This window comes from Pseudoxanthomonas sp. (assembly GCF_035999195.1).
Lineage (GTDB): Bacteria > Pseudomonadota > Gammaproteobacteria > Xanthomonadales > Xanthomonadaceae > Pseudoxanthomonas_A.
This window is the reverse complement of record NZ_DASYGY010000009.1, coordinates 2124179-2137089: the sequence shown is the minus strand read 5'-3', so window position 1 is coordinate 2137089 and position 12911 is coordinate 2124179. Positions and strand designations below refer to the sequence as shown.

Genomic DNA, 12911 nt, shown 5'->3' with positions numbered 1-12911 from the left:
GAAGGAGAGAACGCATGCGCCTGTGGAGTGACAGTTTCGAGCACACCAAGCCCATCCCGGCCGAGTTCGCGATGGGCCAGCCCGACGGCTTCGCCGCCAACCGCAACCCGCACCTGGCGTGGGATGAGGTGCCGGACGGGACGAAGTCCTTCGCCCTGCTGTGCATCGATCCCGATGCGCCGACCGTGCCGGACACGGTCGGCCGCGACGACCTGCAGATCCCGGTCGAACAGCCGCGCGCGCACTTCATCCACTGGGCGATGGCCGACATCGCGCCGGACGTGCGCGAGATCGCCGCCGGCAGCTGCAGCGATGGCGTCACCGCCAAGGGCAAGCAGCAGCCGGCCGGGCCGGCCGGCGCGCGCCAGGGACTGAACGGCTACACCGGCTGGTTCGCCGGCGACGCGCAGATGGGCGGCGAGTACTACGGCTACGACGGCCCGTATCCGCCGTTCAACGACCTGCGCGTGCACCGCTACTTCTTCCGCCTGTTCGCGCTGGACGTCGCCACGCTCGACCTGCCGGCGCGCTTCACCGCCGCCGACGTGGAGCGCGCGATGCAGGGGCACGTGCTGGCCGAGGCGCTGGTGTACGGGACCTACACGCTGAACGCCAACGCTTGATGCGAGGGCACCGGGCACGTGGTGCGCCCGGTGCCAGTCGACATCAGGGGGTCACGCGCTCCGACTCCACCACCATGTCCAGCACGTACGCCTGCGGCGACGCGTCGGCCGGCGGGTTCTTCACCGTGTAGCGGTCCACGCGCAGCACGTTGCGGATGCCGGGCTCGTGCGTGTAGCCCTCGATGCTGTCGTGGAAGGGCTGGAACTCGCCCGGCGTGCCGATCTTCAGTCCCTTGTCGTCGTACGTGATCTCTCGCACCTGCAGGCATCGCTTGTCGGGGATCAGCGGGTGGCTGCAGGGCGTGGTGTCGGCGGCGACTTCGAGGAACACGCGTTCGCCGGGGCCGCCGTAGCGCGTCTCGGCGGTCGGTTGGCCGGCGAACAGCAGCCGGTCGCCGGTCGCGGTGGTCAGCGTGAGCCGGGCGACGCCGTCCTGGCTGGCGGCGAGTTTCAGCGTGCCTTCCAGCCGCTTGCCGGCTTCCTGGTCCAGCGCCATCAGGGCGGTGTCGGTGCAGGCCATCATCGTGGACGTCAGGCGGCCGAGGGTCAGGCTGGCGTCCGACAGGGTGTAGGTGCCACCCATCCGGTTGCAGGTATTGGCCACGCCCAGGCGACCGTCCTTGAAGTCCAGCTGCAGCGGCTTGTCGGCGCGCGCGAACAGGGCATCGATGCGGTTGCCCTGCGCGTCGGTCGCGTCCGTGAGCTGCCAGTGGTACTGCGGGAGCAGCGTGGAGAGGTCCGCAGACGCGGTCTCGGGCGTTTGCGGTGCCGTGGCCGCGACGGGTGCAGGCGCATCGGCCTGTTCCGCCGGCTTGGGGCAGCCGGCCAGCGCCAGCGGCAGGGCGAGCAGCAGCAGTCGTTTCATGGCGTTCTCCGTCAGGGTGGCGGTATGCAAACGCGCGGCGGGTTGGAACGGGGTGAAGGTCCAGCATCGCGCTTGTCGTGGGAGCGACGTCAGTCGCGACCGCGCCCCGATGGCGGCGCTCCCTGCAGGAACAGGAGCGCGCCCGGAAGGAGAACCACCGGCCTTCCACGCAAACGGTGGCTGTGCGGTCGCGACTGACGTCGCTCCTACAGGGAGCAGGGAGCGCGGCGGCTCAGCTGCCCACCGGCATCAGCAACAGCAGCAGCGCGCCCAGCACGATGCGGTAGATCGCGAAGCCGGTGAAGCGGTGCGCCTTGATGAAGCCGAGCAGCCACTTCACCACCACGAAGCCGGTGGCGGTGGCGGCGGCGAAGGCCAGCGCCACTTCACCCCAGTTCTCGCTGCCCAGGGCGTCGTCCTTTACCAGTTCCAGGAAGGCGTAGCCGCTGGCCGCGAACATGGTGGGAATGCCCACCAGGAACACGAACTCCGCCGCCGACGAGCGCCGGCTGGTGCCGGCCAGCATCGCCATGAAGATCGCGGCGGCCGAGCGCGAGGTGCCGGGGAACACGCCCGCCACCACCTGTGCCAGGCCGACCAGCACCGCCACCTTCCAGGTGATGGTGGCCACGTCGCCGCGCTTCTCGGCGAAATGCTCGGCCACCAGCATCCACACGCCGCCGATGATCAGCGCCCACGCGACCGGCGTGACCGTCTCCGGCAGTTCCCAGCCGGCCAGGCGCACCGGCAGGCCGACCACGGCGGTCACCAGGAAGGCGGTCGCCAGCTTCAGCGAATAGTCGCGGGCCTCGGCATCGCGCCAGCAACCGGTCGTCAGCTCCCAGATGCGGCGGCGGAACACCAGCGTGGTCGCGAGGATGGCGCCGGCCTGGATGACGATGTTGAAGAAGTCCGAGCGCTCGCCCAGCCAGTGCTGGGCGATCAGCAGGTGGCCGGTGCTGGAGACCGGCAGGAACTCGGTCAGGCCTTCGAGGATGCCGAGCAGCAGCGCGGCGAGCAGGTCGGTCATCGGGGGCGCGGACAGAGGGGCGGCGGCAAAGAATAGTGGAAACCGCCATGCCCCGCTTTGGTGCCCAGTGATGAAATGTCGCACCAGAACGGGGATAAAGAGTGATGATCGTGTCAATGGCACCTTTACGGATCAATCATTTACGTCGCCCAGAAGGTTGGCACGGCGATTGCTCTAACCCGTCACACACTTATCCAACCCGAGGTTCCCAAGATGTCCCTGGACAACGTTGAGAAGCTGATCAAGGAGCACAAGGTCGAGTTCGTGGACCTGCGCTTCGTCGACATGCGCGGCATCGAACAGCACGTCACCTTCCCCGCCAGCATCGTCGATGCGTCGCTGTTCGAGGATGGCAAGATGTTCGACGGCTCGTCGATCTCGGGCTGGAAGGGCATCAACGAATCCGACATGGTGCTGCTGCCCGACCCGAGCACCGCCTACCTTGATCCGTTCTACGCCGATCCGACGCTGGTGCTGGTCTGCGACATCCTCGACCCGGCCACCATGCAGGGCTACACGCGCGACCCGCGCGGCATCGCCAAGCGCGCCGAGGCCTACCTGAAGTCCAGCGGCGTGGCCGACCTGGCGTTCTTCGGCCCGGAGCCGGAGTTCTTCATCTTCGACTCGGTGCAGTTCGCCAACGAGATGGGCAACACCTTCTTCAAGGTCAATTCCGAGGAAGGCGCTTGGAACAGCGGCAAGAGCTACGACGGCGCCAACAGCGGCTACCGTCCGGGCATCAAGGGCGGCTACTTCCCGGTGCCGCCGACCGATTCGCTGCACGACCTGCGCGCCGAGATGTGCAAGACGCTGGAACAGGTCGGCATCGAGGTCGAAGTGCACCACCATGAAGTCGCCACCGCCGGCCAGTGCGAGATCGGCGCCAAGTTCAACACGCTGGTCAAGAAGGCCGACGAACTGCAGCGCATGAAGTACGTGGTGCGCAACGTCGCCCACCGCAACGGCAAGACCGCGACCTTCATGCCCAAGCCGATCGTCGGCGACAACGGCAGCGGCATGCACGTGCACCAGTCGCTGGCCAAGGGCGGCCAGAACCTGTTCTCCGGCGACGGCTACGGCGGCCTGTCGCAGCTGGCGCTGTGGTACATCGGCGGCATCTTCAAGCACGCCCGCGCCATCAACGCCTTCTCCAACTCGGGCACCAACAGCTACAAGCGCCTGGTGCCGGGCTTCGAGGCCCCGGTGATGCTGGCCTACTCGGCGCGCAACCGGTCCGCGTCGTGCCGCATTCCGTGGGTGGCCAATCCGAAGGCGCGCCGCATCGAGATGCGCTTCCCCGATCCGCTGCAGTCCGGCTACCTGACCTTCACCGCGCTGATGATGGCCGGCCTGGACGGCATCAAGAACCAGATCGATCCGGGCGCTCCGAGCGACAAGGACCTGTACGACCTGCCGCCGGAAGAAGAGAAGAACATCCCGCAGGTCTGCTCCAGCCTGGACCAGGCCCTGGAGGCGCTGGACAAGGACCGCGACTTCCTCAAGGCCGGCGGCGTGATGACCGACGACTTCATCGATGCCTACATCGCGCTGAAGATGCAGGAAGTGACCAAGTTCCGCGCGGCCACGCACCCGCTGGAATACCAGCTGTATTACGCCAACTGATGCCGGCGTACGCGCACATCGCCATGCACGCGGAGGGCCCCGCACCGGCCCTCCGCACCGCAGCGGCAGCGCACTGAGTTCTCGCGGCGATGGCGACGGATCTCCCCTCCCACCCGTCGCCATCGCCGCACCTTATTGGGCGCATCGTCCTGCGATGCGTTCGACCGGTTGGGGAACCGGGGCACCACCCGTCTTCGATTCACGGAGATCGCACCAACGCTGTACCGGGGAAACACAGGAGAGGTCCATGAACCGCAGCTCCCTCCCACGTCATCCGTTCCCGCCGCAGACGACCGCGGCGGGCACGGATGCGGTTCATGCATCGCTCCGCACCGATCACGTGCTCGCGACCAGGGGGTTGCGCGCACCGGTGACCTGAAACCGCCGGCCGGCTCCGGCCGGCCGGTTCCATCCACCATCGGGGTATGCGCATGAAACTGATCACCGCCATCATCCGGCCGTTCAAGCTCGACGAGGTCCGAGAGTCCTTGTCGCAGGCGGGCGTGTCCGGCATCACCGTGACCGAAGTGAAAGGCTTCGGCCGGCAGAAGGGCCACACCGAGCTGTATCGCGGCGCCGAGTACGTCGTCGATTTCCTGCCCAAGATCAAGATCGAGACCGTCGTGACCGACGAGCGACTGGAGGCCGTCATCGAGGCCATCCAGCAGGCCGCCGGCACCGGCAAGATCGGCGACGGCAAGATCTTCGTCACCACCATCGACCAGGTCATCCGCATCCGCACCGGCGAAGTCGGCGCGGACGCGCTCTAACACTCGGAGCCCCCACATGAAGACTCGACTGTTGTCCGGGTGGAAGACCCGTGCGCACGTGCTGTGCCTGGCCGCGCTGTGCGGCCTGATGACCCTGGGCGTGGCGGCGACCGCCATCGCGCAGGACCCCGCGCCGCCCGCGGCGGAAGCGACCGCCGAAGCCGCACCCGCCGCTGAAGCGGTCACCGAAACGGTCGTCGAGACGGTGACCGAAGCGCCTGCGCCCGAAGCGGCGCCGGCCGAAGAAGCCGCTGCCGAACCGACCGTCGACAAGGGCGACGTGGCGTGGATGCTGACCTCCACGCTGCTGGTGCTGCTGATGGTGGTGCCGGGCCTGGCGCTGTTCTACGGCGGCATGGTGCGGGCCAAGAACGTGCTGTCCGTGCTGGTGCAGGTCATCACCGTGTTCTCGCTGCTGGTGGTGCTGTGGATCGTCTACGGCTACAGCCTGGCGTTCTCGGGCGAGGGCGCGTGGCTCGGCAACCTGGACAAGCTGTTCCTGACGGGCGTGACGCCGGAAACGCTGGCGGCCACGTTCACCGATGGCGTCAGCCTGCCGGAGTACGTGTTCATTGCGTTCCAGTCGACGTTCGCCGGCATCACCGGCGCGCTGATCGTCGGCGCGTTCGCCGAGCGCATCAAGTTCGCCGCGGTCATCCTGTTCTCGGTCATCTGGTTCACCTTCGGCTACCTGCCGATCGCGCACATCGTGTGGGCCACCGGTGGCTACCTGTTCGAGCTGGGCGCGCTGGATTTCGCCGGCGGCACCGTGGTGCACATCAACGCGGGCGTGGCCGGCCTGATCGGCGCTTACTTCGTCGGCAAGCGCCTGGGCTACGGCCAGACCGCGCTGAAGCCGCACAATGTGACCCTGACGTATGTCGGCGCCTCGCTGCTGTGGGTGGGCTGGTTCGGCTTCAATGCCGGTTCCAACCTGGAGGCGAATGCGGGCGCCGCCCTGGCCTTCATCAACACGCTGGTCGCCACCGCCGCCGCGGTCATCGCGTGGGCGCTGACCGAGAAGATCTTCAAGGGCAAGTCGTCCGCGCTGGGAGTCGCCTCGGGTGCGGTGGCCGGCCTGGTCGGCATCACCCCGGCCGCCGGCCTGGTGGGTCCGTTCGGTGCGGTGGCCATCGGCTTCATCGCCGGCGTGGTCTGCGTGTGGGGTGTCACCGGCCTGAAGCGGCTGTTGAAGGTCGACGACACCGCCGACGTGTTCGGCGTGCATGCGGTGGGCGGCATCGTCGGCGCCCTCCTGACCGGCGTGTTCCATGCGCCGTCACTGGGCGGCACCGGCGGCGAGGACTTCGACATGGTGGCGCAGGTCATCAAGCAGGCCACCGGCGTGGGCCTGACCATCGTCTGGATCGGCGTGGTGTCGGTGGTCGGCTTCCTGATCGCCAAGCTCGTGTTCGGCCTGCGCGTGGCCGAGGATGCCGAGCGCGAGGGCCTGGACATCGCCTCGCACGGCGAATCGGCCTACGAGGCCTGAGGGATTGCCGGGGACGGCTTTGCACTAAACTGGTGCAATGTCGTCTCCGGCCCCGTCCCCGATGCGTTTCGAACCCACCACCGACGCGCTGAGCACGCCGGTGGCCTGGGCGGATGCCGCCGGCCTGATCCGCGGCGTGAACCCTGCCTTCGCCCGCTGGCTGGGCGTCAGTACCCGCCGCCTGATCGGGCAACCGCTGGCGGCCCTGGAGATCGAAGGCGACGCCATGGCGCGGTTCCTGGACAACACCGACCGCGATGTCCTGCGGTTGCACCGGCTGGCGCTGGGCATGCCCGGCGAGTCGCCGTGCTTCGCCGAAGGCTGGCTGTCGCGGCTGGACGGCGGCGGCTGGCTGCTGGAAGCGCACCCGGTGGACGAGTTCCCCGCACTGGATCCCACCCAGGCCCTGCCGAACGCACTGAGCGCGGCGCTGAAGGGGCTGGCGCACGAACTGCGCAACCCGCTCGCCGGCCTGAAGGGCGCCGCGCAGCTGCTGGCGCGCCGGGCCGCGCACCGCAACGACAACGACGACGAGCGCGAGCTGATCGAGCTGATCGAATCCGAGATCAACCGCCTCAACACCCTGCTGGAACAGCTGCTGTCGCCCTCGCCGCAGCGGCCGCATGCGCTGCTGAACATCCACACCGTGCTGGAGCGCGTGCTGCGCCTGGCCGAGAACGAGGGCGGCTGGTCGGTGCGCCTGCAGCGCGACTACGACCCCAGCCTGCCGGAGCTGTCCGGCGACGCCGACCGCCTGACCCAGGCGGTCTGGAACCTGGTGCGCAACGCCCTGCAGGCGGGTGCGGCCAACATCATCCTGCGCACCCGGGTCGAACACGGGTCGCGCATCCACGACCACCTGCACGCGATGGCGCTGCGGCTGGAGATCGTCGACGACGGCCGCGGCGTCCCCGAAGCGCTCGCCGAGCACCTGTTCCTGCCGCTGGTCAGCGGCCGCGCCGAAGGCAGCGGCCTGGGTCTGGCGCTGTCGCAGCAGGTCGCGCGCGAACACCGGGGGTCGCTGACCTACCGCTCGCGCCCCGGCCACACGGTCTTCACCCTGCTGCTGCCGCAATCGCCGCACGACACCGACGAGGAACGTCATGTCCACTGATCGCCTGACCGTCACCACGGCCGCCGACGCACGCCGCATCTGGGTGGTCGACGACGACCGCTCGGTGCGCTTCGTGCTGGCCACCGCCCTTCGTGATGCGGGATACACGGTGGACGGCTTCGACAGCGCCGCCGCCGCCCTGAGCGCGCTCGGCGCACGCGGCGCGCCCGACCTGCTGTTCACCGATGTCCGCATGCCCGGTGACGACGGCCTGGTGCTGCTGGACAAGCTCAAGGCCACGCATCCGCAGCTGCCGGTCATCGTGATGTCGGCCTACACCGATGTCGCCAGCACGGCCGGCGCCTTCCGCGGCGGCGCGCACGAATTCCTGTCCAAACCGTTCGACCTCGACGATGCGGTGGCGCTGGCCGCGCGCACGCTGCCGGATGCGGAAGAAGCCGCCGAGGCGGCGCAGGAGAGCGACGCGACGCCCACGCCGCAACTGATCGGCGACACGCCGGCCATGCGCGCGCTGTTCCGTGCGATCGGCCGCCTGGCGCAGGCGCCACTGTCGGTGCTGGTCACCGGCGAGACGGGCACCGGCAAGGAACTGGTCGCGCACGCGCTGCACCACGAGTCGCCGCGATCGCGAAAACCGTTCGTGGCCCTGAACACGGCCGCCATCCCGTCCGAGCTGCTGGAGAGCGAGCTGTTCGGCCATGAAGCCGGCGCGTTCACCGGCGCGCAGAAGCGCCATATCGGCCGCTTCGAGCAGGCCGACGGCGGCACGCTGTTCCTCGACGAGATCGGCGATATGCCGCTGCCGCTGCAGACGCGCCTGCTGCGGGTGCTGGCCGAGGGCGAGTTCTTCCGTGTCGGCGGACGCGAACTGATCCGCGTGGACGTGCGCGTGATCGCCGCCACCCACCAGGACCTCGACGGCCTGGTCGCCGAAGGCCGCTTCCGCGCCGACCTGCTGCACCGGCTCAACGTGGTCCGCCTGCAGCTGCCGCCGCTGCGCGAGCGTCGCGCCGACGTGCCGCAGCTGGCCGAGAACTTCCTCGCCATGGCCACGCGCAAGCTGGATATCGCGCCCAAGCGTTTCAGCAATCCGGCGCTGGACCTGCTGCAGGCCCACGACTGGCCGGGCAACGTGCGCGAGCTGGAAAACGTCTGCTGGCGGCTGGCGGCGCTGGCGCCGGCCGACGTCATCAACACCACCGACCTGCAGGGCGCGCTGTCGCATGCGCCCATCGCCGGCGGCCGCGGCGAGTGGGACCATGCGCTCGGCGAATGGGCGCGCCGGCGCCTGCTGGAAGGCGCGGAGTCGCTGCATGCGGAAGCGCGCGAGCGGCTCGACCGCACCCTGCTGGAAGTGGCGCTGGAGCTGACCCATGGCCGCCGCGCCGAAGCCGCGGCCAAGCTCGGCGTGGGACGGAACACGGTGACGCGCAAGCTCGGGCCGGGCCGCAAACGCGCCTGAGCGGGGGCGCCGGCTTTCATTGAACGTGAAGGTAGCGCTGGTTACGGTAGCGGGCCACGACCTGCACCCGGAGCTTCCCATGCGCATTGCCCTGCTGGCCGCCGCGACGGCCCTCACGCTCGCCGCCTGCGGCACCACGCCCGCTCCGTCATCGTCGTCGCCAACCGCCACGACCGTCGTGCCCACCACCAGCACCGCCAAGCAGGCGGTCGCCGTGCTGGCCTCAGCGTCCGGCAGTCTCGTCAGCGGCAGCGTCACCCTCACGCAGATGGGCAAGGGCCTGCACCTGACCGGTGAAGTCGGTGGCCTGCCCGCCAACGGCACGCATGCGTTCCACATCCATGAGAAGGGCGACTGCAGCGCCGCCGACGCCAGCAGCGCCGGCCCGCACTTCAACCCGTTCAACGCCGCGCACGGCAAGGCCGGCAGCGGCGCGCACCACGCCGGCGACATGAACAACCTCACCGCCAATGCGGATGGCGTGGCGAAGGTCGACGCACACATTGAAGGCGTCACGCTCGGCGGTGGTGCCGTCAACGATGTCGCCGGCCGTGCCCTGATCGTGCACGCCGCGCCGGACGATTACGCCAGCCAGCCGGCCGGCAACGCCGGCGCGCGCGTGGCCTGCGGCATCATCAAGGTCACCCAGTAATACCCAAGACCGTAGCGTGCGCCGCGCGCACGACCGCACGATGTGTCGTTCAAGTGGTCGTGCGCATAGCGCGCGCTACGACTGCAGGGTTTCCCGTGCGTCGGTCTTGCCCGGGCAATGCGCGAAGGTCACCGGGATGCCATGCGCTTCCAGCACGGCGGCGATCTGCTGCTGGCGCGCCTGGAAGTGCTGGTAGGCGCGCTCCAGGCGTTCGTCGGTGGCCTCCTGCGGCGCATAACGCGCGCGCCAGGCGGCCGGCTCGAACAGGGCGATGTGCACTTCCCCGTTCGCGTAACGCAGCAGGGGCTCCGGCGGCGCATCCAGCCACTGCTCGTCGGTCGGCGCCATCAGGGCGGTTTCGATGACCGGCCACAGCGCGCCGAGGCCGCCGTGCTCGTACTGCATGGCGGTCATGGCCGCCAGATCGTGCAGGGTCATGTAGCGCGCGTGCTCGATCTGCGCGCCGAACGCGGTCTGCGCGAGCAGCGCGGTATCGGCCTGGGCCATGCCGGTTTCCAGCAGGACGGCTTCCAGCCGTTCGCCGACGGCGTCGACCGTCGCGTCGTCGCCGGTCAGCAGGAATGGGACCACGCGCAGCAGCCCGCCACGCAGGCCCTCGTCCGCCTGCAGCGGCAGTGGAACACCACCCTGTTCGTCCGCGCCGAACGCGATCAGGCGTGCGCCCTCGCCGCGGCCGGGCGCGCGCTGGTGCAGCTCGCGCAGCCGCTGGTGCAGCGACCAGCCGGGGCGCAGCGCCTCGGCCGGGTCGAAATGCGCCGCGGCCAGGACGAGATCCAGATCGCGGACCTGGGAGGCGTGTGCAGCGAGGTCGCGACCGAGCTTGTCCGCCAGCTCGCTGGCCTCGGCCGCCCCGAGCGCCGCGCGCTGCGGCGCATGGCCGGCGGCCAGTTCCAGGGCCATCACGCCCATGACGACAGGGCCGGTTGGGGATCGAGTCATGTCAGCGGTTGGAGGCGATGGAGGGGCGCATTACACTCCCCCATTATGCCTGCCGTACGCAGGCGCATCTTCACCCTCCCGTCATCGCCATCCGTACCGAGGTCCCCATGCCCGCTCCCCGTCCCGTCGCCATCCTCGGCGGCGTCCGCATTCCGTTCTGCCGCCAGAACACGGCCTACGCGGATGTGGGGAACCTGGGCATGTCGGTGCGCACGCTGGGCGCCCTGGTCGAACGCTTCGGCCTGCACGGCCAGCAGCTGGGCGAAGTGGCCATGGGCGCGGTGATCAAGCATTCGTCCGACTGGAACCTGGGCCGCGAAGCCGCGTTGTCGTCGGGCCTGTCGCCGCTGACCCCGGGCATCACCCTGCAGCGCGCCTGCGGCACCAGCCTCGACACGATCATCCACATCGGCAACAAGATCGCGCTGGGCCAGATCGAGTCCGGCATCGGCGGCGGTTCCGACACCACCTCCGAGGTGCCGATCGTCTACGGCAAGAAGCTGCGCGCGCGCCTGCTGGCCGCCAACCGCGCCAAGACCACGCAGGACAAGATCAAGGCGCTGGTCAGCGGCTTCAGGTTCGGCGAGCTGAAGCCCGAGTTTCCCGGCGTGGCCGAGCCGCGCACCGGCAAGAGCATGGGCGAGCACTGCGAGGACATGGCGAAGGAGTGGAGCATCTCGCGCGATTCGCAGGACGAACTGGCGGTGGCCTCGCACAAGAAGCTGGCCGCCGCCTACGAGCGCGGCTTCTTCGACGACCTGATCGCGCCGTTCCGCGGCCTGGAGCGCGACAACATCCTGCGTCCCGACACCTCGCTGGAAAAGCTCGCCACGCTGAAGCCGGCGTTCGACAAGACCTCCGGCCGCGGCACCCTGACCGCGGCCAACTCCACGCCGCTGACCGACGGCGCGGCCGCCGTGTTGTTGGCCAGCGACGAGTGGGCCAGGGCACACGGCCACGAGCCGCTCGCCTACCTCAAGGATGCGCAGGTATCCGCCGTCGACTTCGTCCATGGCGAAGGCCTGCTGATGGCGCCGACGGTCGCCGTGCCGGAAATGCTCAAGCGCCACGGTCTGACGCTGCAGGACTTCGACATCTACGAGATCCACGAAGCCTTCGCCGCGCAGGTGCTGTGCACGCTGCGCGCATGGGAGAGCGAGGACTACTGCCGCAACCGCCTGGGCCTGGACGCGCCGCTCGGCAAAATCGATCCGGCCAAGATGAACCCGAACGGCTCCTCGCTGGCGACGGGCCATCCCTTCGCCGCTACCGGTGCGCGCATCGTCGCGACCGTGGCCAAGGAACTGAAGCAGCGCGGCGGTGGCCGCGCGCTGGTGTCCATCTGCACCGCCGGTGGGATGGGCGTGGTGGCGATCATCGAGCGTTAGTATCGTTTGATTGTTTGGCAAGGAGGCTGCATGCCGGTTCCGACCTACGATCAATTGATGTTGCCTCTCCTGAGGTTGGCGGCTGCCCGGCTCGCAAACGACCTACCAACCGCCGAGAGGCTGTTGGGCGACGAGTTTGGGCTGACCTCGGAAGAGCGCACGACAATGCTGCCGAGCGGTCAGCAGACGGCGCTCAGAAACAGGACAGGCTGGGCCAGTTTCTATCTGATGAAAGCGGGCTTGCTGGCCAAGCCGAAACGAGGGTACTTCGAGATCACCGAGCGAGGTCGCGAAGTACTTAAAGCACCGCCTGTCAGTATCGACAAGACGTTCCTTGCGAGCTTCCCGGAGTTCAGGGAATTCCTGATGGGATCCCCGGAGCAGTCGGTCGCGAATGTCACCCAGGTGTTGTCCCAGTCGACGGCAACAGACCAAGTGACGCCGGATGAGGCGTTACAGGGCGCTTATCAACAGTTGCGAAGCGAGCTCGCATCGCAAGTCCTTGAGCGGCTGCTGCAAGCCAACCCCGAGTTCTTTGAGCAGATTGTTGTGGAGTTGCTGGTCGCCATGGGATACGGCGGATCCAGGCGGGACGCGGGAGAGCGTATCGGGCGATCCGGTGATGGCGGGATCGATGGCATCATCAAGGAGGATCGTCTGGGCCTGGACGTGATTTACCTGCAGGCCAAACGCTGGCAAGGAACCGTCGGCCGTCCCGAGATCCAGAAGTTCGTCGGCGCGCTGCATGGTCAGCGCGCGCGAAAAGGCGTCTTCATGACGACCAGCGCTTTCTCCGCAGAAGCCAGGGACTACGTCTCGCACATCGACGTCAAAGTGGTGCTTCTGGACGGCATCCAGATTGCCAGTCTGATGATCGATCATGGCGTCGGTGTAACACCCGTGGCGACCTACGTGGTGAAGCGTCTGGATTCGGACTATTTTGAAGAAGTCTAGATCCCTGGCTTTGCGGA

General features: G+C 68.5%; 12 protein-coding genes. 9 read left to right on the top strand and 3 right to left on the bottom strand.

Translation table 11 applies throughout. The features are described from left to right. Positions 1–14 precede the first annotated feature (14 nt). Positions 15–623: a YbhB/YbcL family Raf kinase inhibitor-like protein gene (locus VGN58_RS16940; protein WP_327484340.1), complete on the top strand. Its 609-nt coding sequence runs from the start codon at positions 15–17 to the stop codon at positions 621–623. A 43-nt stretch (positions 624–666) separates the two neighbouring features. Here VGN58_RS16940 and VGN58_RS16935 read toward each other — a convergent pair whose 3' ends face one another. Both VGN58_RS16935 and VGN58_RS16930 read right to left on the bottom strand, forming a co-directional pair. After that, positions 667–1488 carry an META and DUF4377 domain-containing protein gene (locus VGN58_RS16935; RefSeq protein WP_327484339.1) on the bottom strand — a complete coding sequence of 274 codons (822 nt, stop codon included), beginning with the start codon at positions 1486–1488 and terminating at the stop codon, positions 667–669. A 232-nt stretch (positions 1489–1720) separates the two neighbouring features. Next, positions 1721–2518 carry an undecaprenyl-diphosphate phosphatase gene (locus VGN58_RS16930; RefSeq protein ID WP_327484338.1) on the bottom strand — a complete coding sequence of 266 codons (798 nt, stop codon included), beginning with the start codon at positions 2516–2518 and terminating at the stop codon, positions 1721–1723. A gap of 213 nt (positions 2519–2731) precedes the next feature. On the opposite strand from VGN58_RS16930, the gene glnA reads away from it, so the two are divergent. The 6 genes from glnA (at position 2732) to VGN58_RS16900 (ending at position 9592) form a co-directional block, all read left to right on the top strand. After that, on the top strand, positions 2732–4141 hold the full coding sequence (glnA, locus tag VGN58_RS16925; protein ID WP_327484337.1) for a type I glutamate--ammonia ligase: 1410 nt from the start codon (positions 2732–2734) through the stop codon (positions 4139–4141). A gap of 431 nt (positions 4142–4572) precedes the next feature. Then, complete coding sequence (locus VGN58_RS16920) at positions 4573–4911, top strand: P-II family nitrogen regulator (RefSeq protein WP_055941078.1); 339 nt, start codon at positions 4573–4575, stop codon at positions 4909–4911. Positions 4912–4927: 16 nt separating this feature from the next. Continuing rightward, positions 4928–6403, top strand: coding sequence for an ammonium transporter (locus VGN58_RS16915; RefSeq protein ID WP_327484336.1), 1476 nt, complete (start codon positions 4928–4930; stop codon positions 6401–6403). Positions 6404–6464: 61 nt separating this feature from the next. Further along, entirely contained in the window at positions 6465–7517 is a 1053-nt protein-coding gene (locus tag VGN58_RS16910; RefSeq protein WP_327484335.1) for a two-component system sensor histidine kinase NtrB, read from the top strand. Then, the gene (ntrC, locus tag VGN58_RS16905) at positions 7507–8940 is read left to right on the top strand and encodes a nitrogen regulation protein NR(I) (protein WP_327484334.1); all 1434 of its coding nucleotides are present in this window, start codon (positions 7507–7509) and stop codon (positions 8938–8940) included. The genes VGN58_RS16910 and ntrC overlap by 11 nt, the downstream gene beginning before the upstream one ends. A 79-nt stretch (positions 8941–9019) precedes the next feature. Next, positions 9020–9592 carry a superoxide dismutase family protein gene (locus VGN58_RS16900; RefSeq protein WP_327484333.1) on the top strand — a complete coding sequence of 191 codons (573 nt, stop codon included), beginning with the start codon at positions 9020–9022 and terminating at the stop codon, positions 9590–9592. A 75-nt stretch (positions 9593–9667) separates the two neighbouring features. Here the strand turns inward: VGN58_RS16900 and VGN58_RS16895 are convergent, their stop codons facing one another. Continuing rightward, positions 9668–10552: a hypothetical protein gene (locus tag VGN58_RS16895; RefSeq protein ID WP_327484332.1), complete on the bottom strand. Its 885-nt coding sequence runs from the start codon at positions 10550–10552 to the stop codon at positions 9668–9670. 107 nt (positions 10553–10659) lie between these two features. On the opposite strand from VGN58_RS16895, the gene VGN58_RS16890 reads away from it, so the two are divergent. Continuing rightward, on the top strand, positions 10660–11940 hold the full coding sequence (locus VGN58_RS16890) for an acetyl-CoA C-acetyltransferase (protein WP_327484331.1): 1281 nt from the start codon (positions 10660–10662) through the stop codon (positions 11938–11940). 30 nt (positions 11941–11970) lie between these two features. Then, positions 11971–12894 carry a restriction endonuclease gene (locus tag VGN58_RS16885; protein WP_327484330.1) on the top strand — a complete coding sequence of 308 codons (924 nt, stop codon included), beginning with the start codon at positions 11971–11973 and terminating at the stop codon, positions 12892–12894. Positions 12895–12911 lie beyond the last annotated feature (17 nt).